The sequence below is a fragment of the Curtobacterium guangdongense genome (assembly GCF_049341845.1).
In the GTDB taxonomy this organism is placed as follows: domain Bacteria; phylum Actinomycetota; class Actinomycetes; order Actinomycetales; family Microbacteriaceae; genus Curtobacterium; species Curtobacterium guangdongense.
Genome location: NZ_JBMPIT010000006.1, coordinates 37,789 through 64,471, shown reverse-complemented (window position 1 = coordinate 64,471; position 26,683 = coordinate 37,789). Strand labels below are relative to the sequence as shown.

Annotated in this window: 24 protein-coding genes; 19 read left to right on the top strand and 5 right to left on the bottom strand. The window is 71.4% G+C overall.

Annotated elements, in window-relative coordinates; all coding sequences use genetic code 11:
* Positions 1–20: 20 nt before the first annotated feature.
* The 11 genes from ACO0E1_RS10530 (at position 21) to ACO0E1_RS10480 (ending at position 11,673) form a co-directional block, all read left to right on the top strand.
* A complete protein-coding gene (locus ACO0E1_RS10530; RefSeq protein WP_422874144.1) occupies positions 21–1,541 on the top strand; it encodes an ABC transporter ATP-binding protein in 1,521 nt (506 codons plus the stop codon).
* A complete protein-coding gene (locus tag ACO0E1_RS10525) occupies positions 1,538–2,887 on the top strand; it encodes an ABC transporter permease (RefSeq protein ID WP_422874143.1) in 1,350 nt (449 codons plus the stop codon). Before ACO0E1_RS10530 ends, ACO0E1_RS10525 begins: the two co-directional genes overlap by 4 nt.
* On the top strand, positions 2,884–4,176 hold the full coding sequence (locus ACO0E1_RS10520) for an ABC transporter permease (RefSeq protein ID WP_422874142.1): 1,293 nt from the start codon (positions 2,884–2,886) through the stop codon (positions 4,174–4,176). Before ACO0E1_RS10525 ends, ACO0E1_RS10520 begins: the two co-directional genes overlap by 4 nt.
* Positions 4,177–4,192: 16 nt before the next feature.
* Positions 4,193–4,672: a cytidine deaminase gene (locus tag ACO0E1_RS10515; protein WP_422874141.1), complete on the top strand. Its 480-nt coding sequence runs from the start codon at positions 4,193–4,195 to the stop codon at positions 4,670–4,672.
* Positions 4,673–4,677: 5 nt separating this feature from the next.
* The gene (locus ACO0E1_RS10510) at positions 4,678–5,964 is read left to right on the top strand and encodes a thymidine phosphorylase (RefSeq protein WP_422874140.1); all 1,287 of its coding nucleotides are present in this window, start codon (positions 4,678–4,680) and stop codon (positions 5,962–5,964) included.
* Positions 5,965–6,062: 98 nt separating this feature from the next.
* Complete coding sequence (locus tag ACO0E1_RS10505) at positions 6,063–7,178, top strand: adenosine deaminase (RefSeq protein ID WP_422874139.1); 1,116 nt, start codon at positions 6,063–6,065, stop codon at positions 7,176–7,178.
* Positions 7,179–7,182: 4 nt separating this feature from the next.
* Positions 7,183–7,629 (top strand): PTS sugar transporter subunit IIA, encoded by a 447-nt coding sequence (locus ACO0E1_RS10500; protein ID WP_402729701.1) that lies wholly within the window; start codon positions 7,183–7,185, stop codon positions 7,627–7,629.
* Positions 7,626–7,913 carry a PTS sugar transporter subunit IIB gene (locus ACO0E1_RS10495; RefSeq protein WP_422874138.1) on the top strand — a complete coding sequence of 96 codons (288 nt, stop codon included), beginning with the start codon at positions 7,626–7,628 and terminating at the stop codon, positions 7,911–7,913. Before ACO0E1_RS10500 ends, ACO0E1_RS10495 begins: the two co-directional genes overlap by 4 nt.
* Positions 7,914–7,956: 43 nt before the next feature.
* A complete protein-coding gene (locus ACO0E1_RS10490; RefSeq protein WP_281265028.1) occupies positions 7,957–8,784 on the top strand; it encodes a purine-nucleoside phosphorylase in 828 nt (275 codons plus the stop codon).
* A 29-nt stretch (positions 8,785–8,813) separates the two neighbouring features.
* Positions 8,814–10,484, top strand: a complete 1,671-nt coding sequence (locus ACO0E1_RS10485) for a phospho-sugar mutase (RefSeq protein ID WP_422874396.1) — start codon at positions 8,814–8,816, stop codon at positions 10,482–10,484.
* 235 nt (positions 10,485–10,719) lie between these two features.
* Entirely contained in the window at positions 10,720–11,673 is a 954-nt protein-coding gene (locus ACO0E1_RS10480; RefSeq protein ID WP_422874137.1) for a hypothetical protein, read from the top strand.
* Positions 11,674–11,811: 138 nt separating this feature from the next.
* On the opposite strand, the gene ACO0E1_RS10475 is transcribed toward ACO0E1_RS10480, so the two are convergent.
* Together ACO0E1_RS10475 and ACO0E1_RS10470 are read right to left on the bottom strand one after the other, a co-directional pair.
* Positions 11,812–13,590, bottom strand: a complete 1,779-nt coding sequence (locus tag ACO0E1_RS10475) for an acetyl/propionyl/methylcrotonyl-CoA carboxylase subunit alpha (protein ID WP_422874136.1) — start codon at positions 13,588–13,590, stop codon at positions 11,812–11,814.
* A 79-nt stretch (positions 13,591–13,669) separates the two neighbouring features.
* Positions 13,670–14,449: a Maf family protein gene (locus ACO0E1_RS10470; protein WP_422874135.1), complete on the bottom strand. Its 780-nt coding sequence runs from the start codon at positions 14,447–14,449 to the stop codon at positions 13,670–13,672.
* A 14-nt stretch (positions 14,450–14,463) separates the two neighbouring features.
* Here ACO0E1_RS10470 and ACO0E1_RS10465 point away from each other — a divergent pair, with 14 nt between their 5' ends.
* The 4 genes from ACO0E1_RS10465 (at position 14,464) to ACO0E1_RS10450 (ending at position 18,874) form a co-directional block, all read left to right on the top strand.
* A complete protein-coding gene (locus ACO0E1_RS10465; RefSeq protein WP_422874134.1) occupies positions 14,464–15,723 on the top strand; it encodes a class I SAM-dependent RNA methyltransferase in 1,260 nt (419 codons plus the stop codon).
* 91 nt (positions 15,724–15,814) lie between these two features.
* A complete protein-coding gene (locus ACO0E1_RS10460) occupies positions 15,815–16,576 on the top strand; it encodes a response regulator transcription factor (RefSeq protein ID WP_402729706.1) in 762 nt (253 codons plus the stop codon).
* The gene (locus ACO0E1_RS10455; RefSeq protein ID WP_422874133.1) at positions 16,560–17,825 is read left to right on the top strand and encodes a sensor histidine kinase; all 1,266 of its coding nucleotides are present in this window, start codon (positions 16,560–16,562) and stop codon (positions 17,823–17,825) included. Before ACO0E1_RS10460 ends, ACO0E1_RS10455 begins: the two co-directional genes overlap by 17 nt.
* Complete coding sequence (locus ACO0E1_RS10450) at positions 17,822–18,874, top strand: hypothetical protein (protein ID WP_422874132.1); 1,053 nt, start codon at positions 17,822–17,824, stop codon at positions 18,872–18,874. Before ACO0E1_RS10455 ends, ACO0E1_RS10450 begins: the two co-directional genes overlap by 4 nt.
* Before the next feature lie 483 nt (positions 18,875–19,357).
* On the opposite strand, the gene ACO0E1_RS10445 is transcribed toward ACO0E1_RS10450, so the two are convergent.
* Positions 19,358–19,612 (bottom strand): acyl-CoA carboxylase subunit epsilon, encoded by a 255-nt coding sequence (locus ACO0E1_RS10445; RefSeq protein ID WP_422874131.1) that lies wholly within the window; start codon positions 19,610–19,612, stop codon positions 19,358–19,360.
* 50 nt (positions 19,613–19,662) lie between these two features.
* Positions 19,663–21,258, bottom strand: coding sequence for an acyl-CoA carboxylase subunit beta (locus ACO0E1_RS10440; RefSeq protein WP_422874130.1), 1,596 nt, complete (start codon positions 21,256–21,258; stop codon positions 19,663–19,665).
* 74 nt (positions 21,259–21,332) lie between these two features.
* Between ACO0E1_RS10440 and ACO0E1_RS10435 the strand changes: the two genes are divergently transcribed.
* Genes ACO0E1_RS10435 through ACO0E1_RS10420 form a run of 4 tightly spaced genes read left to right on the top strand, consistent with a single transcriptional unit; the run spans position 21,333 to position 25,514 of the window.
* On the top strand, positions 21,333–22,163 hold the full coding sequence (locus ACO0E1_RS10435) for a biotin--[acetyl-CoA-carboxylase] ligase (protein WP_422874129.1): 831 nt from the start codon (positions 21,333–21,335) through the stop codon (positions 22,161–22,163).
* A 4-nt stretch (positions 22,164–22,167) separates the two neighbouring features.
* Positions 22,168–22,695, top strand: a complete 528-nt coding sequence (locus tag ACO0E1_RS10430) for a PH domain-containing protein (protein ID WP_422874128.1) — start codon at positions 22,168–22,170, stop codon at positions 22,693–22,695.
* A 54-nt stretch (positions 22,696–22,749) separates the two neighbouring features.
* Entirely contained in the window at positions 22,750–24,057 is a 1,308-nt protein-coding gene (locus ACO0E1_RS10425; RefSeq protein ID WP_422874127.1) for a UDP-glucose dehydrogenase family protein, read from the top strand.
* Between the two features lie 8 nt (positions 24,058–24,065).
* Positions 24,066–25,514: a glycosyltransferase family protein gene (locus tag ACO0E1_RS10420; protein ID WP_422874126.1), complete on the top strand. Its 1,449-nt coding sequence runs from the start codon at positions 24,066–24,068 to the stop codon at positions 25,512–25,514.
* On the opposite strand, the gene ACO0E1_RS10415 is transcribed toward ACO0E1_RS10420, so the two are convergent.
* On the bottom strand, positions 25,507–26,682 hold the full coding sequence (locus ACO0E1_RS10415; RefSeq protein ID WP_422874125.1) for a glycosyltransferase: 1,176 nt from the start codon (positions 26,680–26,682) through the stop codon (positions 25,507–25,509). The two genes, ACO0E1_RS10420 and ACO0E1_RS10415, sit on opposite strands and share 8 nt — an antisense overlap.
* Position 26,683 lies beyond the last annotated feature (1 nt).

Below are 26,683 nucleotides of genomic sequence, written 5' to 3'. Positions count from 1 at the left end.
GACAGAAATAGACTCCCGACATGAAGCTCGAGCTCCGCGGCATCACCAAGCGGTTCGGCCCCCTGGTCGCGAACGACCACATCTCCCTCACCGTCGAACCGGGTGAGGTGCACTGTCTCCTCGGCGAGAACGGCGCAGGCAAGTCCACCCTGATGAACGTGCTCTACGGCATGTACCAGGCCGAAGAGGGCGAGATCCTCCTGGACGACGTCGTCCAGGACTTCGACGGCCCCGGCGACGCCATGCGTGCCGGCATCGGCATGGTCCACCAGCACTTCATGCTCGTCCCGGTCTTCACCGTGGCCGAGAACGTGATGCTCGGACAGGAGGAGACGTCGTTCGGCGGTCGCCTCGACCTCGCCGGCGCCCGGAAGCGTGTCCGCGAGATCTCCGAGCGGTTCGGGTTCGACGTCGACCCGGACGCGAAGGTCGAGGACCTGCCCGTCGGCGTGCAGCAGCGCGTCGAGATCATCAAGGCGCTCTCCCGCGACGCGTCCGTGCTGGTGTTCGACGAGCCCACGGCCGTCCTCACCCCGCAGGAGACCGACGAGTTGATGGGCATCATGCGCCAGCTCCGCGAGGCCGGCACCGCGATCGTCTTCATCACCCACAAGCTCCGCGAGGTCCGCGAGGTGGCGGACCGCATCACGGTGATCCGGCTCGGCAAGGTCGTCGGCGAGGCATCGCCCACCGCGACGAACAACGAGCTCGCAGCGCTCATGGTCGGCCGAGCGGTGTCGCTCGTCGTCGAGAAGGAGCCCGCGATCGGCGGCGAGGACGCCCTCGTCGTCGAGCACGTCACCGTCACCGACCCGTCCGGCATCGTGCTCGTCGACGACGTCTCGTTCACCGTGCGACGGGGCGAGGTCCTCGCGATCGCCGGCGTGCAGGGCAACGGCCAGACCGAGCTCACCGAGGCGATCATCGGCCTCGAGCACATGCGCTCCGGCCGGATCACCCTCGACGGGCGCGAGATCAGTGGTCGCAGCGTCAAGCAGATCCTCGACGCCGGCGTCGGGTTCGTCCCGGAGGACCGCAAGGAGGACGGGCTCGTCGGTGAGTTCACGATCGCCGAGAACCTGATGCTCGACCGTGCCGACCACGCCGAGTTCGTCCGCGCCGGCACCATCCGGTCGGCCGAGCGCGACGCGTTCGCCGACGAGAAGATCGCCGAGTTCGACATCCGCACGCCCTCGCGCACCACCGCCGCCGGCCGGCTGTCCGGCGGCAACCAGCAGAAGATCGTGCTGGCCCGCGAGCTCAGCCGCGAGCTGCGCCTCTTCGTGGCCGCGCAGCCGACCCGCGGCATCGACGTCGGGTCGATCGAGTTCGTGCACAAGCGCATCGTCGCCACCCGCGACACCGGCGTCCCGGTCATCGTCGTCTCCACGGAGCTCGACGAGGTCGTGGCGCTCGCCGACCGCATCGCCGTGATGTACCGCGGCGCGATCATCGGCATCGTCCCCGCGGACACCCCGCGCGACGTCCTCGGCCTCATGATGGCCGGAGAGCTTCCCGAAGGAACGGAGCTGGCAGCGTGAGCAACACGCCAGAGAACACGCAGCCGGCGCAGGCCGGGGACGAACTGCCCACCGACGACCGACTGCAGGACGTCGAGGGCACGCCGCACCTGATGACGGACTCCGCCGCCGACACCGAGCGCCGCGCCGGTGCCTCGGGCGGGGACCGCTGGAACGCCGCACTGCAGAGCATCGTGAACGGCTCCGTCCTCGTCACGGTCCTCGCGATCGTGCTCGCGCTCGTGGCGTGCGGCATCCTCATCGCGATCACGGACCCTGCCGTGCAGCAGGCCGCCGGGTACTTCTTCGCACGCCCGGCCGACACCTTCCGGGCGATCTGGACCGCCGTCGGCGGCTCGTACGCCTCGTTGTTCCAGGGCTCGGTCGTCAACTTCGGCGCGAGCTCGTTCGCGCAGGCGATCGTCCCGATCACCCGGTCGATCGACTACGCCGTCCCGCTCATCGCCGCGGGTCTCGGCATCGCCCTCTCGTTCCGTGCCGGCCTCTTCAACATCGGTGGTCAGGGGCAGATCCTGATGGGCGCTGCGGCCGCGGGGTGGGTCGGCTTCGCGTTCGACATGCCCGCGATCATCCACATCCCCCTGACCATCGTCGCGGGCATCGTCGGCGGCGCGGTGTGGGGTGGCATCGTCGGTGTGCTGAAGGCGCGGACCGGCGCGAACGAGGTCGTCCTGACGATCATGCTCAACTACGTCGCGCTCTACCTGGTCAGCTACCTGCTCCGCACCCCTGGGCTGCTGCAGGCACCGGGGAGCCCGAACCCGATCTCGCCCGCGATGAAGGACTCCGCGGTGCTGCCGGCCCTGTTCGGTCCGCGCTACGGCGTCGACCTCGGGTTCGTCGTCGCGATCATCGCCGTCGTCGTCGTGTGGTGGCTCGTCAACAAGTCGTCGCTCGGCTTCCGGTTCCGCACGATCGGTGAGAACCCGCGTGCGGCGCGCGTCGCCGGCATGAGCGTCCCGTCACTGACCATCTGGGTGCTCGTCATCTCCGGTGCCCTCGTCGGCATCGCCGGGGCGTACCAGGTGCAGGGTGCCGTGACGAGTGGCTTCACGTCGAACATCGACGCGGGCATCGGCTTCGACGCCATCACCGTGGCGCTCCTCGGTCGGTCGAAGCCGTGGGGCACGTTCTGGGCGGCGATCCTGTTCGGCGTGCTGAAGAACGGTGGCTACGCCATGCAGGCCGCCAACGGCATCCCGATCGACATCGTCGGCGTCATCCAGGCCCTCATCGTCCTGTTCATCGCGGCACCGCCGCTCGTCCGCGCGATCTTCCGGATCCCGCAGCCGGGTGCCCGCCGCAAGGTCTCCAAGAAGTCCCAGCGGAAGGCAGTCGCCGCGTGAGCACCATCAGCCCCTCGATGCCCTCCGGTGCGGCGGTCCTCGCCGACCGGGCCGTCGAGTCGACCCGCAGCTGGAAGGCCCCGATCGCCTTCGCCGTCTTCACGGTCGTCGCGCTGGTCTTCTTCGTCCTGCTCGGCCGTGACGGCTCGGCGACGTTCCGCCTCGCGAACGCGGGCGACTTCGTCCAGCTGCCGGACGTCCAGCTCGCCGCGACGGGGACCGGCATCACCGTCACCGTCCTGCTCGCCCTGGCGACGGTGTACGCGTTCGTCCAGGTGAACGGGTACCGGAGGATCCCGCTCTGGGTCACGTCGGTCTTCGCCATCCTGTTCGTCGTCGGGTTCCTCACCTGGGCGGCGGCCGGTGCGACGATCCCGCTTCCCGGGCTGCTCGTCGGGGCACTCGGCCTGAGCGTCCCGCTGGTGTTCGGTGCCCTCGGCGGCGTGATCTCCGAGCGCGTCGGCGTGGTGAACATCGCGATCGAGGGCCAGTTCCTCGCCGGCGCGTTCGTCTCCGCGATGATCGGCTCGCTGACCGGCTCCGCATGGGTCGGCCTCGTCGGCGCGCTCGTCGCCGGTGTGCTGGTGTCGTTCGTCCTCGCGACGTTCAGCATCAAGTACCTCGTCGACCAGGTCATCGTCGGTGTCGTCATCAACGCGTTCATCTCGGGACTGACCGGCTTCCTGTACTCGCAGGTGCTCTCCCCGGCCGAGCAGACGCTCAACGTCGGCATCCGGTTCCCGGTGCTGCCGATCCCGGTGCTGCACCAGATCCCGGTCATCGGCCCGGTGTTCTTCGAGCAGAACGTCATCGTCTACCTGGCGTACATCGCGGTCGCGGTCGTCACGTTCGCCTTGTTCAAGACGCGCTGGGGCCTCCGCCTCCGCGCGGTCGGCGAGCACCCGCAGGCGGCGGACACCGTCGGCATCAACGTGCTCAGCACGCGGTTCTGGAACGTCTCGCTCGCCGGTGCGATCGCGGGACTCGGTGGCGCGTACTTCACGCTCGGCTCCGTCGGACCGTTCGCGAAGGACATGACCGCGGGGGCCGGCTACATCGCCCTCGCCGCGGTCATCTTCGGCCGCTGGGACCCGATCCGCGCGACGCTCGCGGCGCTGCTCTTCGGCTTCGCGTCGAACCTGCAGAACGTCCTCGGGTCGATCAACTCGCCCGTCCCGAGCGAGTTCCTGCTCATGCTGCCCTACGTGGTGACGATCTTCGCGGTGGCCGGCCTGGTCGGGCAGTCGCGTGGTCCCGCAGCGTCCGGCAAGCCGTACACCAAGAGCTAGCCGGGAGGCTCGGCGCATGACCGACACGAACGCATCCGGTGACCAGACGGTCACCGACACCGCCGCTGCGGACGCGGCCACGAGCCTCCCGTCCGATCTGGACTGGGCGTCACTGCGTGACGCGGCCACGGCCGCGATGCGACACGCCTACGCGCCGTACTCGTCGTTCCCGGTGGGCGCCGCTGCGCTCACCGACGACGGCCGGATCGTGTCCGGCTGCAACGTCGAGAACGCCTCGTACGGGGTGACCCTCTGCGCGGAGTGCTCGCTCGTCTCGCAGCTGCACATGACCGGCGGCGGCAAGCTCGTCGCGTTCACCTGCGTGGACGGCGACGGCGCGACGCTCATGCCGTGCGGCCGGTGCCGGCAACTGCTGTTCGAGCACTCGGCCGAGGGCATGCTGCTCGAGACGGTCTCCGGCATCCGCACGATCGACGAGGTCCTCCCGGACGCGTTCGGGCCGCGCACCCTGACCACCTACCAGCAGGAGCACTGATCACCATGGCCGTCGAGCCGTTCGACACCGTCGACCTCATCCGCACGAAGCGTTCGGGTTCCGCGTTGAGCACGCCGGAGATCGACTGGCTCGTCGACGCCTACACGCGCGGCTACGTCGAGGACCCGCAGATGGCGGCGCTCGCGATGGCGATCTTCCTGAACGGCATGGAGCGTCGGGAGATCAAGGACCTGACGCTCGCGATGATCGCGTCGGGGGAGCGGATGTCGTTCTCCTCGCTCGGCAAGACCACCGTCGACAAGCACTCCACCGGGGGTGTCGGGGACAAGATCACGCTGCCGCTCGCGCCCCTCGTGGCGTCGTTCGGGGTTGCCGTGCCGCAGCTGTCCGGCCGTGGGCTCGGGCACACCGGGGGCACGCTCGACAAGCTCGAGTCGATCCCCGGATGGCAGGCGTCGCTGTCGAACGACCGCATGATGTCGATCCTCTCCGACGTCGGAGCGGTGATCTGCGCGGCGGGCTCGGGCCTCGCCCCCGCCGACAAGAAGCTCTACGCGCTCCGCGACATCACCGGCACCGTCGAGTGCATCCCGCTCATCGCGTCGAGCATCATGTCGAAGAAGATCGCCGAGGGCACCGGCGCGCTCGTGCTGGACGTGAAGTTCGGTTCGGGGGCGTTCATGCCGACGTACGAGGCATCGAAGGAGCTCGCGCAGACGATGGTCGACCTCGGGAAGGACGCCGGGGTCGCCACCTCGGCGCTCCTGACCGACATGGAGGTCCCGCTCGGCCTGACGATCGGCAACGCGCTCGAGGTGCGGGAGTCGATCGAGGTGCTGGAGGGCGGTGGCCCGGACGACGTCGTCTCGCTGACCATCTCGCTGGCTTCCGAGATGCTCCGCCTGGCCGGTCTGCCGGATGCGGACCCGGCTGCGGCACTCGCCGACGGCCGCGCGATGGACACCTGGCGCCGGATGATCGCGGCACAGGGCGGCGACCCGTCCGCCGCGCTCCCGGTGGCCCGCGAGCAGCACGTCGTCACCGCGCCGTCCTCCGGCGTGCTCGTGACGCAGGAGGCCCTGCCGTTCGGCGTCTCGGCGTGGCGTCTCGGCGCCGGTCGTGCCCGCGCGCAGGACCCGGTGCAGGCGGGTGCCGGCATCGAGCTGCACGTGAAGCCCGGCGACGCGGTGGTCGAGGGGCAGCCGCTCTGGACGCTGCACACGGACGAGGAGTCGCGCATCCCGCGCGCGCTCGAGGTGCTCGAAGGGGCCTGGTCGATCGGGACGTCCGCTCCCGAGCGTGGACCGATCGTCCGTGAGCGCCTGACGTGAGCCGATCTGCTCACATGTAGCGAGCCTCCAGCCAGTTCTCCACAAACCTGTGGGACGTCACGGGCGAGGCGGGTGCGACCACCGATAGCCTGGTCGTCATGAGCGCCCACGACGCCCCCACGTACCGACTGCCCGACGCGGGTGCCGTGATCAACGACCTGCCGAAGGTCTCGCTGCACGACCACCTCGACGGCGGACTCCGCCCCGAGACGATCATCGAGCTCGCCTCGGACGGCGGCATCGACCTGCCGACCACCGACCCGGCCGAGCTCGGCCAGTGGTTCGCCGACCAGTCGAACTCCGGCTCGCTCGTCGAGTACCTCAAGACCTTCGACGTCACCACGAGCGTGATGCAGACCGCGCACGGCCTGACCCGCGTCGCCCGCGAGTTCGTGGAGGACCTCGTCGCCGACGGTGTCGTCTACGGGGAGATCCGGTGGGCCCCCGAGCAGCACCTGCAGGGCGGCCTGACGCTCGACCAGACGGTGGAAGCCGTGCAGGCGGGCATCGAAGAAGCGGTCGTCGCAGCGGACGGTGCGATCCGCGTCGGGCAGCTCGTGACGGCCATGCGCCACGCGGACCGTGCACTCGAGATCGCCGAGCTCGCCGTCCGCCACCGTGACCACGGCGTGGTCGGGTTCGACATCGCCGGGGCCGAAGCCGGGTTCCCCGCGTCGAACCACCGCGCGGCGTTCGACCACCTCGCCTCCGAGCTCTTCCCGGTCACCGTGCACGCCGGCGAAGCGGACGGCATCGCCTCGATCCGTTCGGCGCTCGTCGACGGCCGGGCCCTGCGCCTCGGACACGGCGTCCGCCTGTTCGAGGACATCCAGCTCTCCGACGCCGGCGACGGTTCGACGCTCGCCTCCCTGGGCGAGGTCGCCTCGTGGGTCCGCGACCGGGAGATCCCGCTCGAGCTCTCGCCGCAGTCGAACCTGCAGACCGGAGCGATCGCGGCGTGGGGCGACGACCTCGCCGACCACCCGTTCGACGTGCTGTACCAGCTCGGCTTCCGGGTCACCGTGAACACCGACAACCGCCTGATGAGCAACACCTCGCTCAGCAAGGAGCTCGCGCTCCTGGCCGGTACGTTCGGCTACGACCTCGACGACCTGGCCGCGTTCCAGATCAACGCGGCGCTCGGGTCCTTCCTGCCGCTCGAGGACCGCGAGGAGATCATCTCCATCATCACCACCGGGTACGCGGAGGCCTGATCGCATGGGTCTGCCGCCGCTCTCCGACGACGCCGTCGTGCTCGGTGCGTCTGCGCCGTCATGGCGTGACGCGCTCCGGCTCGCCGGTGGTGCGCTCGTGTCGTCGGGCGCGGCGACGGACGCCTACACGGACGCCATGATCGCCATGGTGGACGAGCACGGGCCGTACATCGTGATCTCACCAGGGCTGGCGTTCGCGCACGCCCGGCCGGGGTCCGCGGTGCTGCGGGACGGCCTGTCCGTGGTGACCCTGGCATCGCCGGTGGCGTTCGGCCACCCGCACAACGACCCGGTGTCGGTCGTGCTCGGGCTCGCCGTCGCGGAGGTCGGCACCCACCTGGAGTCGATCGGCGAGATCGCGAACCTGTTCAACGACGCGTCGGTGACGTCGCGGCTCGCGGCGGCGTCCTCCGCTGCCGAGGTCAGGACGATCATGGGGGTGTCCGCGTGAAGATCGTGACCATCTGCGGCGCCGGCATCGGGTCGAGCGGCATCCTCAAGGTGAACGCCGAGAAGGCCCTCGCGGCGCTCGGGCTCTCCGCCGAGGTGGTGGCGGCCGACGTGGCGTCCGTGCGGGAAGTCTCCGATGACGCGAACGTGATCCTCACCTCGCAGGAGTTCGTCGAGGCGATCGGCCAGACCTACGCCGAGGTCATCGTCATCCGGAACCACTTCGACCAGACGGAGATCACCGCAGCGGTGCAGAAGTCCCTGGGGGATCCGACCGCCCCGTAGCGCGGCGGCGGGGCGGACTCCGGCCGCCCCGTAGCATTGCCACATGGCAAGCACGAACCCGCTCAACGACCCCTCCGTCGACCCGTTCGACGTCGCACGCGACGCCGCAGCCGTCATCGCGGAGCGGTCGGGCATCGAGCGTCACGACATCGCCCTGACCCTCGGGTCCGGATGGGGCAAGGCCGCCGACCTCATAGGCGAGACGGTGTCGTCGATCGACGCCGCCGACGTCCCGGGCTTCAGCGCGTCCGCGGTCCCCGGACACTCCGGCACGGTCCGGTCCATCCGGCTGGCGGACGGACGGCACGCGCTCGTCATCGGGGCGCGCACGCACTACTACGAGGGCCACGGCGTCCGTCGTGTCGTGCACAGCGTCCGCACCGCGGCGGCGACGGGGGCGACCACCATGGTGCTCACGAACGGTGCCGGTGGCATCAAGGAGCACTGGACGCCCGGCACCCCGGTGCTCATCAGCGACCACATCAACCTGACCGCCGACAGCCCGCTCGAGGGCGCGACGTTCGTCGACCTGACCGACCTGTACTCGGCGCGGCTGCGTGCCGTCGCCCGGTCGATCGACCCGTCCCTGGACGAGGGCGTCTACACGCAGTTCCGCGGGCCGCACTACGAGACACCGGCCGAGGTCCAGATGGCCAAGACGATCGGCGGGCACATCGTCGGCATGTCCACGGCGCTCGAGGCGATCGCGGCACGACAGGCGGGGATGGAGATCCTCGGGTTCTCGCTCATCACGAACCTGGCCGCCGGCATCCAGAAGACGCCGCTGTCGCACGCCGAGGTGCTCGAGGCCGGCAAGTCGGCCGAGCCGGTGATCGCGGACCTGCTCGCGCGGGTGGTGGCGGCGCTGTGAGCCCGTACACGGGGGCGTCCGACGGGGCGATCGGGGACGGGGACCTCGTCGAGGACACGACGGTCCTCGACGTGGCGCGGTCGTGGCTGGAGCAGGACCCGGACGACTCGACACGCGAAGAACTTGCCGCGGTGGTGACCGCAGCTGGCTCCGGCGACGACGACGCCCTGGCGCTCGTCACCGACCGGTTCGCCGGGCAGCTCGAGTTCGGGACGGCCGGGCTCCGCGCCGAGCTCGGATGGGGCCCGCTGCGGATGAACCGCGTCGTCGTGTCCCGCGCCGCCGCCGGACTCGCTCGCTTCCTCATCGACACCGGGCGCGACCGGAGCGTGGTGATCGGCTACGACGGACGCGTCAACTCGGACGTGTTCGCCCGCGACTCGGCCGAGGTCATGCGGGGCCTCGGCCTCGACGTCACACTGCTGCCGTCGGCGCTCCCGACCCCCGTGCTGGCGTTCGCCGTCCGGCACCTCCGCGTCGGTGCCGGCGTGATGGTGACCGCGAGCCACAACCCGCCGCGCGACAACGGCTACAAGGTGTACCTCGGTGGGGAGGACGACGGCTCCCAGATCGTCCCGCCCGTCGACGGGTCGATCGCCGCGGCCATCGCGGCGGTAGGCTCCGTCGCCGAGCTCGCTCGCGCGACGGACTACACCGTCGCCGGTTCGGAGCTCGTCGACGCCTACGTGGCCGCCACGGCCGCGATCGTGCCCGCCCCGGCGCTGCCGGTCGATGCGCAGCCCTCGGTCGTCTACACGGCCATGCACGGCGTCGGGTGGGAGACCGCGCGGGCCGTGTTCGCCGCGGCCGGGTTCGCCGAGCCCGCGGTCGTCCCGGAGCAGATCGAGCCGGACGGCGCGTTCCCGACGGTGTCGTTCCCGAACCCGGAGGAACCGGGCGCGATGGACCTCGCGACGGCCAGGGGCACAGCGGTCGGCGCCGACCTGGTCATCGCGAACGACCCGGACGCCGACCGGCTGGCGCTGGCGATCCCCGTCGGTGACGGCACCTACCGCCGGCTCTCCGGCAACGAGGTCGGTTGGCTGCTCGGCTGGCGTGCGGCGTCCCGCGCGGTCGCGGCCGGCACCACCGGTGTGCTCGCGGCGTCGATCGTGTCGTCCCCGGCGCTTGCCCGTGTGGCGGCCCGGCACGGACTCGGGTACCGCGACACCCTCACCGGCTTCAAGTGGGTCTCCCGCGTGCCCGACCTGCTCTTCGGGTACGAGGAGGCACTCGGCTACCTGGTCGACCCCGAGGTGGTCCGCGACAAGGACGGCATCTCCGCCGCACTCGTCCTGCTCGACCTCGCGACGTCGCTCGCTGCGGCCGGTTCGTCCATCGCCGGGCAGCTGGACGCCTTCGCTGCGGAGTTCGGCGCGTTCGCGTCCGGCCAGGTCGCGACGCGCGTGGACGACCTCGCCCGCATCGGCGAGGTCATGGACTCGCTGCGGACATCGCCGCCCGACACACTTGGTCCGCTGACGGTCCTGTCGACGACGGACTACGCGTCGGGCGTGGACGGGTTCCCGCCGTCGGACATCCTGCGCTACGACCTCGAGGGCGACGCGCGCGTCATCGTCCGCCCGAGCGGCACCGAGCCCAAGGTGAAGGTCTACATCGACACCGTGGCCGCGACCCCCGCCGAGGCCCAGTCGCTCGTCGACGCCCTCGCCGACGCGATCCGCCCCCGGGTCTCGTAGCGGCTGCCCGCGCCGGCCGCGCGTCGCCCGCCCGGCACCGGCCCGCGCCGACCCGCCGCCGTGCCCTCCGCACAATCGAAAGCACCTCGTACCGCGCCCTTCCGCGGTGCGAGGTGCTTTCGGTTGTGCAGGTGCGTCCCGCGCCGTCTGTCCACAGGACCGCCGACCGTCCGCTTGGTCCACAGGGAGCGACGGGAGGCTCGACAGGCGTCCGATGGTCGGCATGCTCAGCAGCATGGCTCGGTTGGACATCATCGTCGGGGGCACGGCAGACCCCACCGGTCGGCGTGGTCGGTCGCTCAGGAACCAGGCGGACGCCGGCATCGTGGTCCGGTTGGCGCCGGGACGATTCGTCGATGCCGACGCATGGCGCCAGGCTTCGGCGGGCGAGCGGCACATCGCCCGGATCAAGGCGTACCACGACCGCATGGCGGCGCGGCTCATCGTGTCCCACGCCTCGGCGGCAGCGCTCCACGGCCTACCCTGGCCCGGGGAGTTCCCGCAGGTCGTCGAGGTGATCGACCCCCAGCGATCCACGGGACAGACGCTGCGTGGACTGCACAAACGAGCGGGAGCGGGACGCACCATCCCGACGAGGACGATGACCGCGAACGGCCGCCGGCTGACGGACGTCGTGGCCACCTGTGTCGATCTCTCCATCGCTCATCCGCTCCGGCTCAGTGTCCCCGCGCTCGACGTCGCGCTCGGCAGAGGGTACTCACGCGATGCGTTCGCGAAGGAGCTGTCGACGAGGGTGAACGTGCATGGCAGCCACCGGGCAGCACAGGCGATCGAACTCGCCGACGCACGGTCCGGCTCTCCGGGGGAGTCCGTCGCGCGGGTGGCGCTCGACGAGGTCGGCGCGCCTGTGCCGGTCGTGCAACAGTCCTTCGCGGACGAGCACGGGACCATCGGCTACGTCGACTTCTGGTTCCCCGAACAGCGGGCCGTGCTCGAGTTCGACGGCCGGGTGAAGTACACCGACCAGGTCATGCGTCGACCGGGTCAATCGTCGGCGGACGTCGTGGTCGCCGAGAAGCGTCGAGAGGACCGGATCCGTCGTCTGCCTGGCGTCGAAGCGTTCGGCCGGATCGGCGTACAGGAGACGAACGACACCGAGGCGCTCCGTGCGGTCCTCCGCGCAATCGGAGTGCCCACGCGGCCCAGACGCTTCACGACCGTTCGCTGATGCCGGCACGAATCGCCTCCGAACAACCGAAAGCACTTCGCGCCGCGGAAGTCCGCGGCGCGAAGTGCTTTTCGTTGTGCGAGCGGCCGGACCGGGTCGCCGCGCGACGGGGACGACCGCGGCGCCCGCCGGGCGCCGCTACGCGAGCTCGAGCAACACGTGGCCGGACGAGACCGTCTGACCGACGGGGGCGTTCAGGCCGGTGACGACGCCGTCCTTATGGGCCTGCACGGGCTGTTCCATCTTCATGGCCTCGAGCACGACGAGCAGGTCGCCCTTGACGACGGTGTCGCCCTCGGCCACGGCCAGCTTCACGACGGTGGCTTGCATCGGCGACGCGACCGAGGAACCGGACGCCGCTCTCCCACCGCGCACCGCCGACGAACGACGACGAGGGGGAGCGGACGGACCGGCAGGGCGGCGGGCAGCACCAGCGGCACCCCCACCGACGATCGACGGCATCGTGACCTCGATGCGCTTGCCCTGCACCTCGACGACGACCGAGTCGCGTGCGGCGGGTGCCGGGAGCTCCTCGGGGGAGCCGCTCCACGCCGGGATCTCGTTCACGAAGTCGGTCTCGATCCACTGCGTGTAGACGCTGAACGGAGTGGAGTCGTCCGTCGCGAACGCCGGGTCGGACACGACGGCGCGGTGGAACGGGATGACCGTGGGGAGCCCGGCGACCTCGAACTCGGCAAGCGCACGACGAGCTCGCTCCAGCGCCTCGGCACGCGTGGCACCGGTGACGACGAGCTTCGCGAGCATCGAGTCGAACGCGCCGGAGACGACGTCACCGGACACGACGCCAGAGTCCACGCGGACGCCGGGGCCGGACGGCGCGTGGAACACGTGCACAGGGCCGGGTGCCGGGAAGAAGTTGCGACCCGGGTCCTCGCCGTTGATGCGGAACTCGAAGGAGTGGCCGCGGGGCGCAGGGTCCTCGTAGTCGAGCACGCCGCCCTCGGCGATGCGGAACTGTTCGCGGACCAGGTCGATTCCGGTGACCTCCTCGGACACGCAGTGCTCGACCTGCAGGCGGGTGTTCACCTCGAGGAAGGACACGGTGCCGTCGGCCCCGATGAGGAACTCGCACGTGCCGGCGCCGACGTAGCCGACCTCGCGGAGGATCGCCTTGGACGACTCGTAGAGCGACGAACGCTGCGAGGCCGTCAGGTACGGCGCCGGTGCTTCCTCGACGAGCTTCTGGTGGCGACGCTGCAGCGAGCAGTCGCGCGTGGAGACGATGACCACGTTGCCGTGCTCGTCGGCGAGGCACTGGGTCTCGACGTGCCGCGGCTTGTCGAGGTACTTCTCGACGAAGCACTCGCCCCGACCGAACGCGGCGATGGCCTCGCGCGTCGCCGACTCGAAGAGCTCCTCGACGGACTCGCGCGAGCGCACGACCTTCAGTCCGCGACCGCCACCACCGAACGCCGCCTTGATCGCGACGGGGAGCCCGACCTGGTCGACGAAGTCGAAGACCTCGGACACGTCCTGCACGGGCTCGATGGTGCCGGGGGCGAGCGGCGCACCGACCTTCTCGGCGACGTGCCGCGCGGAGACCTTGTCGCCGAGCTGCTCGATGGACTCGGGCGACGGGCCGATCCAGATCAGCCCGGCGTCGATGACGGCGCGGGCGAAGTCGGCGTTCTCGGCGAGGAAGCCGTAGCCGGGGTGCACGGCGTCGGCGCCGGAGCGGCGGGCGACGGACATGATCTTGTCGATGACCAGGTACGTGTCCGCGCTGGTGGTGCCGTTCAGCGCGTAGGCCTCGTCGGCGAGGCGTGCGTGCAGAGCGTCACGGTCCTGGTCGGCGTAGACCGCGACCGAGGCCTTTCCAGCATCGCGGGCCGCGCGGATGATGCGGACGGCGATCTCGCCGCGGTTCGCGATGAGGACCTTGCTGATACGGGGCATGACACATCAGCGTATTCGCGCCCGGGCAGGTCGAATTGACCGGCATCGACAAGAAAGCGCCGCAATTACAGGCGGATGTCTACAGCGTCCAGAAATCGTGCCAGGACACCCCGAACCCACGCAGCAGCATCGACCGCAGCACCGGGAGCGACAGACCGACGACGGCCGACGGCGCCCCGTCGATGCGTGTGATGTACGCCGCCGCCCGTCCGTCGATCGTGAACGCCCCGGCCACCTCGAGCGGTTCACCCGTCGACACGTACGCGTCGATCTCGTCCAGCGACACGTCGTCGGCGAAGGTGAGGACGGCGCTATCGACCGCGACGACGCGATCGCCTGCGGCGACCAGCGTGGAACCACCGGGCGCGACGTCACCGATCGACCCGGCCCACGCCGTGAAGTCGTCGCCGAGGCGGACGGGAGGCTCGGTGCGGGCCGGATCCGTGCCTCCCGTCAGTGATGTGGCGGGGTCCACGTCCCGGCGCTGGTCGACCACGCAGTGGCCGCTCCACAGCGTGCCGCCGCCGGCGGCCAGCATCTGCCGCCAACGCTCCTTCGCGACGGCCGGGTCGTGCGGCTTGCCGTACAGGTGCCCGTCGACCTCGAACGCGGAGTCGCCGCCGAAGACGAACCCGTCGACCGGTGAGCCCGCGACCTCGGCGTCCGCGACCGCCGACGCCTTGGCGACGGCGAGGAGCGCGACGAGCTCCGGGCCGGTGAGGTCGCGCCCGAGTGACGCCGAGGCGGCTGCTGCCGCGGCGTCCTCGTCGACCCCGGGGGAGACGAGCACCGGTTCGATCCCGGACTGGGCGAGGAGTGCACGACGGGCGGGGGAGGTACTCGCGAGGTACAGACGCATGGGAACATCGAACCATGGGTGAATCCGTCGGAACGCTGCTCGAACTCGACGTCACCGGGATCGCCCACGGCGGCATCTCGGTGGCACGGCACGAGGGGCGCGTGGTGTTCGTCTCGGACGCGATCCCGGGCGAGCGTGTCGTCGCGCGGGTGACCGAGGACCGGAAGAAGTCCTTCTGGCGCGCCGACACCGTCAGCGTCATCACCCCGAGCGAGCACCGCGTCGACCACGTCTGGCCGGAAGCGGGCCTCGACCGCGACCCAGCCGTCCGCCCGGGCGGGGCGGAGTTCGGGCACATCGCCCTCGCACACCAGCGCACCCTGAAGCACGACGTGCTCGTCGACTCCTTCTCCCGCTTCGCACACATGGACCTGGCCGAGGTGCTCGGGCACGACGTGGTCGTCGAGCCGGCCCCCGGTGACGACGAGGCGAACGGTCTCGGCTGGCGGACGCGCGTCCGTCTGCACGTCGACGAGGAGGGCACCGCCGGCCCGTTCGCCGCGCGGTCGCACGACGTCGTGCAGGTCTCCTCGCTGCCCCTGGCCACCGCGGCCGTGCAGGAGAGCGCGCCGATCGGCCGGGCGGCGATGCCCGGGGCATCGGTCGTCGACGTCCTCGCACCGAGCAGCTCCGACGGGGCGCGCCTCGTCATCGACGAGCAGAAGCCGACGATCGTGACCGAGGTCGTGGGGGAGCGGACGTTCCAGGTCGACGACAACGGCTTCTGGCAGGTGCACCACCGCGCCGCCGAGGTGCTGACGTCCGCCGTGCAGGACCTCGTCGACCGTGACCGCCTCGACCCGGAGGGCACCCACCTCGACCTCTACGGCGGTGTCGGTCTGCTCGCCGCGGCGCTCGGCGACCTCGTCGGCCCCAAGGCGCGCATCACGAGCGTCGAGAGCTCACCGCGCGCGACCGAGCACGCGCGGGAGAACCTCGCCGAGTGGATCGGCGCCCGTGCGGAGACCGGTCGGGTCGACCGCTGGCTCTCGCGCACCACGTCGACGGCGTCCGCGGCCGAGAAGCAGCGCTTCCGGGCGGGGACCGTCGTGCTCGACCCGCCGCGTGCCGGCGCGGGGCGAGAGGTCGTCGTGCAGATCGCCGCACTGCAGCCCGCGCAGGTCGTCTACGTCGCCTGCGACCCGGTCGCTCTCGCGCGCGACGTCGCCACGTTCGCCGACCTCGGGTACCGCCTCGAGGCACTTCGTGCGTTCGACCTGTTCCCGCACACGCACCACATGGAGGCCGTCGCACGCCTGGTCCCCGTCGCCTGACGGGTCGAGCGCGCCGTCCGGGCGACGCATAGCGCACACTGTGTGTGGCGAGACCTGAACCTGAGACGGACCTGGGTATCCTTGGTTGCTGATGGCAACCCGGTTTCAGGGGCCGGGCCCGTCGGAACGAGAGGTCACCGTGCCAGCAGAATCGACCACCACAGGGACGACCGGACTCACCACGAGGCCGGTCCGCGTCGCGATCGTCGACGACCACGAATCCGTCCGGCTCGGCATTCAGGCCGCATGCCAGAACGAGGGGTTCGAGGTCGTCCTCACCGCAGCGAGCGTGCCCGAGTACATCGCGAACCTCGAGGGGCGAGAGGTGGACGTCGTCGTCCTCGACCTGTCGCTCGGCGACGGTTCGACCGTGACCGAGAACGTGAAGGGCGTGCAGGGGACCGGTTCGGCCGTCCTCGTGCACAGCATCGCCGACCGCGTCGCGAACGTCCGTGAGGCGCTGGCGGCAGGGGCCGCCGGGGTCATCCCGAAGTCGTCGGCGACGAAGACCGTGATGGCTGCCGTCGCCACCGTCGCGCGCGGCGACGTCCTCAACAACCTCGAGTGGGCGAGTGCGATCGACGCCGACCGTGACTTCGCGAAGGCCCAGCTCGGTCGTCGTGAGCGCGAGATCCTGCACCTCTACGCATCGGGTCTGCCCCTCAAGCTCGCGGCGCAGCAGCTCGGCATCGGGTACTCGACCGCGCGCGAGTACCTCGACCGGATCCGTGTGAAGTACGTGGAGGTCGGCCGTCCGGCCCCGACGAAGGTGGACCTGCTCCGCCGTGCGGTCGAGGACGGCATCCTGCCGGGGCTTGACTCCGGCATCGACCCGGATGTCGACGGACGCTGACGGCACCCGGGCGCCGCTGACGACCGACGTCGCGCCGTTCGGGACCGACCCGTCCCGCGGCGTGCGGGCGAGGATCACGCAGGCGTCGACGGAGCGCGCGTTCGCGATCCTGCTCGCCCTCGCGGCGGTCGGGCTCGGTGTCGTCGATGCGCCGGCGGTCGTGCACCAGCTCCCGGTGCTCGACCCGGTCTGGGGCCCGGTCGTCGTGCTGGCCGTCGCGGGGACGTTCGTCTTCGTCGGCGTCTCGGCGTTGGTGCAGCGGTTCGCGCAGCCCGCGCAGATCCTGTGCGCGCTCGTGTTCTTCGTCGCGCTCGTGACGTGGCCGCTGACGCTCAACGACGACCTCCCGGCCGGGCAGGTGCCGTGGCCGTGGTGGTTCTGCAACGTCGGGACGACGGCGGCCGCCATGGGCTTCGCGCCGTGGCGAGCGACCGTCTACAACGCGCTCGTGCCGATCGTGTACATCGTCATCCGCCTGACGCCCGCCGGCGGCGAGGTGGGCCTGACCCGGGCGCTCCTCGACGGCGTCTACACGACGATCCTCGGCATCGTGACGCTCGTGCTCGCCGTGGTGCTCCGCCGGGCGGCGGCCGCCGTCGACTCGGCGCAGGCGACCGCCGTGCGCCGGTACTCGCATGCCATCCGGGAGCACGCGACCGAGGTCGAGCGCGTGCAGGTCGACGCGATCGTGCACGACAGCGTCCTCACCACGCTCCTCTCGGCCGCGCGTGCGGACACACTCGAGGCGAAGACGCTCGCCAGCAGGATGGCGCGGAACGCGATCGACCACCTCGCGGCGGCCGCCGACGGCCCCGGTGAGGTGCCACCGGTGCCGCTCGCCGAGCTGCACGCGCGCATCGGGGCCGCGGTGTCCGCACTCGCCGCCCCGGTGGCGGTCCGGGGCGGCCCGTTCGGCATGCACAACGCGCCGGCACCCGCCGCGGACGCGTTGGCGTCCGCCGCGATCCAGGCAGCGGTGAACAGCGTGCAGCACGCCGGGGACGGGGTCGAGCGCTGGGTCAGCGTCGACGTGTCGCCCTCCGGCGTGGTGCGCGTGGAGGTCGGGGACGACGGCGCCGGATTCGACGTCGGCGCGATCCCCGCCGGTCGTCTCGGCGTCCGACGGTCGATCATCGAACGGGTCGCCGCCGCTGACGGGCTCGCCGAGATCCACACGACGCCCGGAGCAGGGACGCGCGTGGTGCTGACGTGGCCGGCCCGACCCGCGGACCGGGTGGAGGCGTCGTGAAGATCTCGATCCCCGCCGGCGTCGCGATCGGCCTCGCCGCGCTGTTCTCGCTCTACCACCTGCTCCTCGCCTCGACGACGCTGTTCCGTGTCAGCGACGTCGGTGCGGTGCTCGCGTGCATGGCGCTGTACGCCGCAGCGACCGGAGCGGCGCTGTTCGCCAAGGGTGCCGTCCTGCCGGTGTGGGTCGCCTGCTTCTCGCTCGCCACCGCGGTCATGATGCCGGTCGTCGCGGCGCCGGTGGCCGAGGCCGGCTCGACGCCGGGGTTCGGCACGTGGTGGATCGCAGCCGTCGGCACGCTCATGGTGATCGTCGCCGTGCGGCAGCGCATCGTGTTCGCCTGGGTCGGGGTGCTGTTCCTCGTGGTGTACACGGTGGCGTGGGCCGGACCGGACGCTCTCGGCGCGCTCGGTGTGCTCGGCAGCGTCGTCTGGGTCGCCATCGCGACGATCTTCAACTTCGTGATGAACCGCGCGACCCGCACCACCCGTGACTTCATCCGCGCCGAGCAGGAGACCGCCGACTGGCAGGCCGCGCAGGACGCCCACGTGTTCGAGCGGCAGTTCCGGCTCAGCCAGACCACGCGGATGGCGCTGCCGATGCTGCAGCGCATCATCGACTCGTGCGGGGACCTCACCGACGCCGAGCGCACCGAGTGCCTGCACCTCGAGCAGGCCATCCGCGACGAGATCCGCGGCAGGTCCCTGCTGTCCGACGACGTCCGCGAGGAGGTCATGCGCCTCCGTCGCCGCGGTGCGGTCGTCCAGCTGCACGACGACGGTGGCCTCGACGAGCTCGAGGTCGACGACGTCCGGCGTATCCACGCACAGCTCGCGGACGCGCTCCGGCAGGCGTGGGACGCGGACAACGTGATCGTCCGGACCGTGCCGGAGGGGTCGGGCGCTGCGGTGACGGTGGTCGGCCTGCGGCTCGACGTCGCGGCGAGCGAGTCGGCGGCGTTGGGCACCGCCCACGACGACGACGAGGACGGCGACGAGGACGACTCGGTCGCGCTCTGGCTCGAGATCCCGCGGCACGAGCGCGCGTAGCGAGCGCGGCCCTGGACGCGCTCCGCGCCGGACGGGAGGCTCGTGGCGGCGCCGCGGTGCGCCTCCTGTCCGGCGGGTGGTCGCGCCCACGGCACGTGGTGCGGTGTCGGTGCTCGTTGCGTGTCGTTGCTTACGCAACGAGCGGCGGCACGCCCGGAAACGGGGAACGGGCCGGTCAGGAAACCCGACCGGCCCGTTCACGACCCGAGGCAGAGCGACAACCCGAATATCGCCCTGACTCGCAGCGGACAATGGCTTCGTACCCTAGTCGGCCACCGTCCGGCGATGTACTTCGTACACCGAACACCAGTAACTATGCCCGGTGCTGCGCATCGTGTCAGTCATCATTATGGGGGACAAACGTGCCCTTTCGGGTCCCCCTCGGACGACACGTGTCCCCCACACGAGGGGAGACGGACCGGGAAGTGCACCCTGCAACGCGCATACCGTCCGGTATCCCAGGGGTACATCCCGGCCCGGTCGTCAGCGCAGCGAACGGGCCCAGGCGCCCGGCCCGTGGGGCAGCGGACCGCGGAGCCCTCGAGCGGACGTCTCCCAGCCCACGCGCGGTGACACCTCGATCTGCGCACGCCCAGCGGCCGCCGCTTCGTCGGCCTGGTGCTGCAGGACCGCGATGACTGCCGCGAGCTCCTCGGGGGACGGCTCGCCGGAGACGACGTGGACGTCCGCGACCGGGGTCGGTTCGTCCGCGGGGACGGCTGCTGCGTGGCGCGCCATCAGCCGTCGGGACCGTGATGTTCCCGTGCCGGATGCTTCAACCGGTTCCATCAGAGCGGAATGTTCCCGTGCTTCTTCGGCGGCAGCGACGCGCGCTTGCCCCGCAGCGCCCGCAGCGCCTTGATGACCGACACGCGGGTGGCGTGCGGCTGGATGATGCCGTCGAGCTCCCCGCGCTCCGCGGCGAGGTACGGCGACGCCACGTTGTACGTGTACTCGTTCGCCAAGCGGGAGCGTACGGCGGCAACGTCCTCGCCCGCTTCCTCCGCGCGCTTGATCTCGCTCCGGTAGAGGATGTTCACGGCGCCCTGACCGCCCATCACGGCGATCTCGGCGGTCGGCCACGCCAGGTTGATGTCGGCGCCGAGCTGCTTCGAGCCCATCACGATGTACGCGCCGCCGTAGGCCTTGCGCGTGATGACGGTGACGAGCGGGACGGTGGCCTCGGCGTACGCGTAGAGGAGCTTCGCGCCACGGCGGATGACGCCGGTCCACTCCTGGTCGGTGCCGGGGAGGTACCCGGGGACGTCGACGAGCGTGAGGATCGGGATCCCGAACGCGTCGCAGAACCGCACGAAGCGCGCCGCCTTCTCACCGGCGTCGATGTTCAGCGTGCCAGCCATGGCCTGCGGCTGGTTCGCGATGATGCCGACCGTGCGCCCCTCGACCCGACCGAAGCCGATGAGGATGTTCGGCGCGAAGAGCGGCTGCACCTCGAGGAAGTCGCCGTCGTCGACGATGTGCTCGATGATCTGCGTGACGTCGTACGGCTGGTTCGTGGAGTCCGGGATGACCACGTCGAGCTCGCGGTCGGCGTCGGTCGTCTCGAGCTCGGGGGCCAGGTCGTACGCGGGCGCGTCGGACAGGTTGTTGTCCGGAAGGAACCCGATGAGCGAGCGCGCGTAGTCGAGCGCGTCGTTCTCGTCGTCGGCGAGGTAGTGCGCGACGCCGGAGACCGCGTTGTGGGTCTGCGCGCCGCCGAGCTCCTCGAAGCCGACGTCCTCACCGGTGACGGTCTTAATGACGTCGGGGCCGGTGACGAACATGTGGCTGGTCTTGTCGACCATGATGACGAAGTCGGTGAGGGCGGGGGAGTACACCGCGCCGCCGGCCGCCGGGCCCATGACGATCGAGATCTGGGGGATGACGCCGGACGCCTGCGTGTTGAGGCGGAAGATCTCGCCGTACTTGCCGAGCGCGACGACGCCTTCCTGGATGCGGGCGCCGCCGGAGTCGAGGATGCCGATGATCGGCACGCCGGTCTTCAGCGCGTGCTCCATCACCTTGACGATCTTTTCGCCGGCGACCTCGCCGAGGGAGCCGCCGAAGACGGTGAAGTCCTGCGCGTAGACCGCGACCTGCCGGCCGTGGATGGTGCCGAGTCCGGTGACGACCGCGTCGCCGTACGGCCGCTTCGACTCCATGCCGAAGGCGTGCGTGCGGTGTCGGACGAACTCGTCGAGCTCGACGAAGGAGTTCTCGTCGAGGAGCAGCTCGATGCGCTCGCGCGCCGTCATCTTGCCCTTGGCGTGCTGCTTCGCGATGGCTGCTTCGCCCGCAGCGGTCACGGCCTCGTGGTACCGCTCGCGGAGGTCGGCCAGCCGGCCTGCCGTCGTCGAGAGATCGGGGGTGTCTCCTGAAGTCACCCGCTCACCCTACCGGCGGCGGGGTGGGCGTCGGTTGGAGGACCTCCACGGTTCCTGCCCGTAGATTTGCGTGCATGTCCACACCGGTCCTCCCGCTCTCGCGCGCCGCACTCGACCGCGTGGGTGCCGTCCTCGACGTCCGCGACACGACCGGTTCGACCAACGCGGACCTGCTCGCCGCTGCGTCCGACCTGCCGGACGGCAGCGCGATCGTGACGCTGGACCAGACCGCCGGGCGCGGGCGCCTCGACCGATCGTGGTCCGCGCCGGCCGGGGAGACCCTCGCGGCGAGCGTGCTCGTCCGTGCCGCCCTGTCCGACCGCGACCGCGGCTGGCTGCCGCTGGTGGCCGGCGCGGCCATGCGGGACGCGGTGATCGCGGCCCTGGAGCCGACCACGGACGGCGCGACCAACGTGGCGGGGTCGGGTTTCGCCTCCAGGACGACCGTGAAGTGGCCGAACGACGTGCTCGTCGACGGCAGGAAGCTCTGCGGCATCCTCTGCCAGGTCGCCGCCGACGGCGCCGTCGTCGTCGGTGTCGGCGTCAACCTGACCATCCCGGCCGATCGGCTCCCGACCCCGACGTCGACCTCGCTCGCCGTGGCGGGCGCGACCGGCGAGGCGGTCGACCTGGCCGACGCGGTCCTGTCCGCCTTCTGGTCGGGCGTCCGGGAGGCCGTGGTCGCCCTGGTCGCCGGCGGCGCGGCTGCCGAGTCGGTGCGGTCGCACGTCCGCGCCGGCTGCGGCACGATCGGCGCGCGGGTGCGCCTGGAGCTGCCGGACGGCAGCACCGAGGAAGCCGACGCGACCGGCATCGACGACGACGGCCGGATCACGATCCGGGATCGAGACGGCGCGGAGAGGGGCGTCGCCGTGGGGGACGTCACCCACCTGCGGTATGCATGACGGCATGACCGCCGAGCCGCCGCCCGAACGCGTCGTGGCCCGGCTCCGCCCGCACGCGCGTCGTCTGGTGCGTCCGGCGGTGTTCGTCGTCCTGGTCGCGGTCGCCGGTGGGTTCGGGTTCGGGGTGTTCCAGGCGCAGCTCGCGTGGATCAACGCCGTGGTCGCCGGACTCGTGCTGGTGCTGGTGCTGTTCGGCGGCGTCGTGCCGCTGGTGCGGTGGATGACCGAGCGGTACGTGGTCACCACGAGGCGACTCGTCGTCGTGCACGGCTTCGGCACCAGGACCCGGCAGGAGCTCCTGCACTCGCGCGGCTACGACGTGACCGTCCGGCGCCGGGGGCTGCAGGGGCTGTTCCGGTCGGGTGACGTCATCGTGTTCCCCGGCGACGACCCCGCCGTGGTGCTCGCGGACGTGCCGCACGCCGACCTCGTCGTCGCGGTGCTGCACGACATGGTCGAGGCGTACGAGGCCCGTCGTCGTCACCGCGAGCCGGACTGGGACGAGATCGTGCGGGGCCCAGACCGCACCTGAGGCGTAGTCATCGCGCTCGGTGGAAGTTCGCACAGGGTCCGGTACCGTCGTCCCGTGCGCATCTCTGTCATCGGCTGCGGGTACCTCGGTGCCGTGCACGCCGCCTCCATGGCCAAACTCGGACACGAGGTCGTCGCGGTCGACGTCGACCCGGTGAAGATCGAGCGGCTCGCCGCGGGCGACGCCCCCTTCTTCGAACCGGGGCTGCCCGAGATCCTCGCCGAGGCGATCGCCTCCGGCCGCATCCGCTTCACGACGGACTACGCCGAGGTCGCCGGGTCACGCGTGCACTTCCTCGCCGTCGGGACCCCTCAGGGGCCGACCGGTGCCGCTGACATGACCTACATCGACTCCGCCGTCGCGTCGCTGACGCCGCACGTCGCCGCCGGGGAGTTCGTCGTCGGCAAGTCGACCGTGCCCGTCGGGACCGCTGCGCGGCTCGCCGCCGGCCTGCAGGACGCGGTGCCGGGCGCAACGCTCGTGTGGAACCCGGAGTTCCTGCGAGAGGGCTTCGCCGTGCAGGACACCATCTCGCCCGACCGCCTGGTGTACGGCGTGCCGTCCGGACCAGCGGGCGAGTCCGCCGTCGCGGTGCTCGACGAGGTCTACGCGACCACCCTCGCCGAGGGCACCCCGCGTCTCGTCGTCGACCTCGCCACCGCGGAGCTCGTCAAGGTCAGCGCGAACGCGTTCCTGGCGACGAAGATCTCCTTCATCAACGCGATGGCCGAGATCGCCGAGGTCGCCGGCGCCGACGTGACGGCGCTCGCCGACGCGATCGGGCACGACGACCGGATCGGCCGGAAGTTCCTGAACGCCGGACTCGGGTTCGGCGGCGGCTGCCTGCCGAAGGACATCCGTGCGTTCCAGGCCCGTGCGACCGAGCTCGGCGTGGGGGAGTCGCTCGACTTCCTGGCAGACGTCGACGCGATCAACCTGCGTCGCCGCGCCCACGTCGTGACCCTCGCTTCGGAGATGCTCGGCGGCGCGGTCGCCGGCAAGCGGGTCGCGGTGCTCGGGCTCGCGTTCAAGCCGAACTCCGACGACGTCCGCGACTCCCCGGCGCTCGACATCGCCGCGCGGCTGCTCGAGCTCGGCGCCACCGTGTCCGCGTACGACCCCGAGGCGAACGGCACCGCTGCCCGGGTCCGTCCGCAGCTGCGGTACGTGGACACCGCAGCGGCCGCGATGCAGGACGCCGACCTCGTCCTCGTCCTGACCGAGTGGAACGAGTTCCGCACGCTCGACCCGAACACGGTGGCGTCGATCGTCGCGAGCCCCGTCGTCATCGACGGGCGCAACTGCCTGGACCGTGACGCCTGGACGACCGCCGGGTTCGTGTACCGCGGCATGGGGCGCTGATCCACCAGGTGGCGTCCTTCGTCGCACGCCTGCAACGGCACGCCTGGGCCACCCCGACCGTGCTGCTCGCCATCGTGGTCGTGATGGCGGCCTCCGTCGCGCGGGCCTTCACGACCGACCCGCTCGGCAGCGCCGACGAGCCCGCGCACCTCGACTACGCCCTGCAGGTGTGGCACGGGCACCTCCCGCTGTTCGCCGACGGCCTGCGGAACACCGTGCCGTTCGGCGCGCACCCGCCGGTCCAGTGGGTTGCGCAGCACCCGCCGCTGTTCTACCTGGTGCTCGCCCCGATCGTGGGACCGGCGTGGGACAGCGGTCACGTGCTGGTGGCCGTGATGCTCGGCCGGTTGTGCAGCGTCGTCTTCGCCGGCCTGCTCGTGCCCGCCTCCGCGTGGGCGGCCGCGCGCTGCTTCCCCGACGCCCGTCGCCTCCCGTCCGCCGTCGGCGTCGTCGTCGCGCTCACGGGCATCGTCGTCGTGCAGGGGGGCTCGATCTACAACGACTCGCTGTACGCCGTCCTCTGCGCGCTCGCCGCGGGAGTGGCCGGAGCGGCGCTCCGCTCCGGGGTCGGGCCGCGCCTGCTCGTCGGCGGCGTGCTCGTCGGCGCAGCCGGGATGACGACACGGTTGTCGTTCGGGATCTGGCTCGCCGCGATCGTCGTGGCGTTCCTGCTCGCCCGTCGTGTCCGACTCGGTGCACTCCGCGGGATCGGCGGCAGGATCGTCGCCGGGATCGCCCCGCTCGTCGCCGCCGCGGCCGCGTCCGGCTGGTTCTACCTGCGGAACCGCGAGGTCGCCGGCAGCTTCAGCGGTCGTCCGACCGGGTGGGCCGGCCACGTTCCGCGCGAGAAGCGCAGCGACCTGCAGGTGGCGGTCGACCCGGAGTTCTGGCGCGGGATCTACGGCGTGTTCCGTGGTGCGCTCGACCCGCTGTCCGCGGTGCCGTGGCTCCTCCTCGTCGTCCCGGTCCTCCTCGCCGTGGTGGCGATGGTGCTGCACGGGGTGCTCCGACGTCGATCCCTGCCCCGTGGGGGTGACGCGCTCCGCACCGCGCTCGTCGTGGCGATGCTCGCCGTCGTGACCGTCCTGTTCACGGTCGCCGAGCTGCGCTACGTGGCGGGAGGCGGTGGCGCGATCAACCGGTACGTGCTGACGGTCGTCGTGCCGGTCGCCTTCCTGGTCGCCGCCGGACTGGTCTCGTGGGGTCGTGCGTCGGCGTGGTTTCTCGTCGCGTGGTCAGCACTCGCCGTCGTGCCGTCGGTGTCGCTCGTGACGTTCTCGGGCGTGGCGATGCTGCCGCACTCGGGCGCGGTGGGCACCCTCGCCTTCGTCGTGTCGATGGCCGCCCTCGTGCTCGCGCTCCTCGCGTTCGTGCTCGCGGAGCGTCATCGCCCGGACGGACCCGCCTCGCGCGGTGCCGGCCGACGTTCGGCCGCTCGCGGGGGGTCGGTCAGCTGAGCGCGGCCCGGATGACGGCCCGGTAGCGTTCGCCGATCCGGTCGCCCGAGAACGCCTGCGCCGCGGCCGCTGCGCCGTCCTGGAAGCGTGCTCGTGCCGCGTCGTCGGTCAGCACCGTCCTGAGCGCGGACCGGAGCGCGGGGACGTCGCCCGGTGCGACGAGCAACCCGGACACGTCGGTCTCGACGACGTCGCGGATCCCCGGCAGGTCACTGGCGACGATCGCGGCGCCGACGGCCGCGGCCTCGAGCAGCGTCACCGGCAGACCCTCCTGGTCCCCGTTCGCCGCGGGGACCGACGGCAGTGCGACGACCGTGGCGGACGCCAGGGCGTCGAGCACCTCGGTCTTGCCGCGCTGCCCGAGGAACGTCACCTGCAGCCCGGTCGCCTGCCGTTCGAGCCGCTCGCGGTACGGGCCGTCCCCGATGACGACGAGCTCCCACGGGACGTCCTCGATGCCGCGGAGCGCCTCGATGAGGTTGCCGAACCCCTTCTTCTCGACCAGCCGACCCACTGCGACGACCCGTCCGGAGCGGCGCTCGCCGCGCTGGCGAGCCGCTTCGGCCGGGGCGAGGTCGACGCCCATCGGGACGACGCTCGACCGCGCCGTGGGGACGCCCCATCCGGTGAGACGATCGCGCATCTCGCCGTTGACCGTCGTCACGTGGGCCGCGCGCCCGAGCACCCAGCGCTTCAGACGGACGAGCGGCGCCGCTCGGAGCGCGTAGACGTCGCCGCCGTGGGTGGTCACGACGAGGGGGATGCCCGGTGCCGCGAGGGTCGCGATCAGGGCCTGCGGGATCGCCCAGTGCGCGTGGATCACGTCGGGACGGAACGACCGGACCGCCCGGCGCACCGCGGCGTACTGCGCGGCCATCAGTGCGGGCACCTGCACGAGGCGGCTCCGACGTTCCTTGAGGTTGTCGAGGATCGCGCCGTCCGCGAGGTCCTCGAACCGACGTGGGAAGTACGGGAACCGCACGACCCGGACACCGTCGACGACCTCGGACCGTGCCGCTCCTGGCACCCGCGGCGTGAGCACCGCGGTCTCGAACTCCGTCGCCTCTTGCCGGGCGAGGTCGAGGACGAACGCGGGGACGCCGTCGTCGGGACGTGCGGGGAAGGTGGACGCGAGCACGAGCACGCGGGGCCGGGCGGGGACGGGCATG

Bases quoted from the DNA above. Each gene is read 5' to 3' on its own strand.
- ACO0E1_RS10530 (WP_422874144.1), top strand. From the start codon at position 21: ATGAAGCTCGAGCTCCGCGGCATCACCAAGCGGTTCGGCCCCCTGGTC.
- ACO0E1_RS10515 (WP_422874141.1), top strand. From the start codon at position 4,193: ATGACCGACACGAACGCATCCGGTGACCAGACGGTCACCGACACCGCC.
- ACO0E1_RS10510 (WP_422874140.1), top strand. From the start codon at position 4,678: ATGGCCGTCGAGCCGTTCGACACCGTCGACCTCATCCGCACGAAGCGT.
- ACO0E1_RS10505 (WP_422874139.1), top strand. From the start codon at position 6,063: ATGAGCGCCCACGACGCCCCCACGTACCGACTGCCCGACGCGGGTGCC.
- ACO0E1_RS10500 (WP_402729701.1), top strand. From the start codon at position 7,183: ATGGGTCTGCCGCCGCTCTCCGACGACGCCGTCGTGCTCGGTGCGTCT.
- ACO0E1_RS10490 (WP_281265028.1), top strand. From the start codon at position 7,957: ATGGCAAGCACGAACCCGCTCAACGACCCCTCCGTCGACCCGTTCGAC.
- ACO0E1_RS10480 (WP_422874137.1), top strand. From the start codon at position 10,720: ATGGCTCGGTTGGACATCATCGTCGGGGGCACGGCAGACCCCACCGGT.
- ACO0E1_RS10475 (WP_422874136.1), bottom strand. From the start codon at position 13,590: ATGCCCCGTATCAGCAAGGTCCTCATCGCGAACCGCGGCGAGATCGCC.
- ACO0E1_RS10470 (WP_422874135.1), bottom strand. From the start codon at position 14,449: ATGCGTCTGTACCTCGCGAGTACCTCCCCCGCCCGTCGTGCACTCCTC.
- ACO0E1_RS10465 (WP_422874134.1), top strand. From the start codon at position 14,464: ATGGGTGAATCCGTCGGAACGCTGCTCGAACTCGACGTCACCGGGATC.
- ACO0E1_RS10460 (WP_402729706.1), top strand. From the start codon at position 15,815: ATGGCAACCCGGTTTCAGGGGCCGGGCCCGTCGGAACGAGAGGTCACC.
- ACO0E1_RS10455 (WP_422874133.1), top strand. From the start codon at position 16,560: ATGTCGACGGACGCTGACGGCACCCGGGCGCCGCTGACGACCGACGTC.
- ACO0E1_RS10445 (WP_422874131.1), bottom strand. From the start codon at position 19,612: ATGGCGCGCCACGCAGCAGCCGTCCCCGCGGACGAACCGACCCCGGTC.
- ACO0E1_RS10435 (WP_422874129.1), top strand. From the start codon at position 21,333: ATGTCCACACCGGTCCTCCCGCTCTCGCGCGCCGCACTCGACCGCGTG.
- ACO0E1_RS10430 (WP_422874128.1), top strand. From the start codon at position 22,168: ATGACCGCCGAGCCGCCGCCCGAACGCGTCGTGGCCCGGCTCCGCCCG.
- ACO0E1_RS10415 (WP_422874125.1), bottom strand. From the start codon at position 26,682: ATGCCCGTCCCCGCCCGGCCCCGCGTGCTCGTGCTCGCGTCCACCTTC.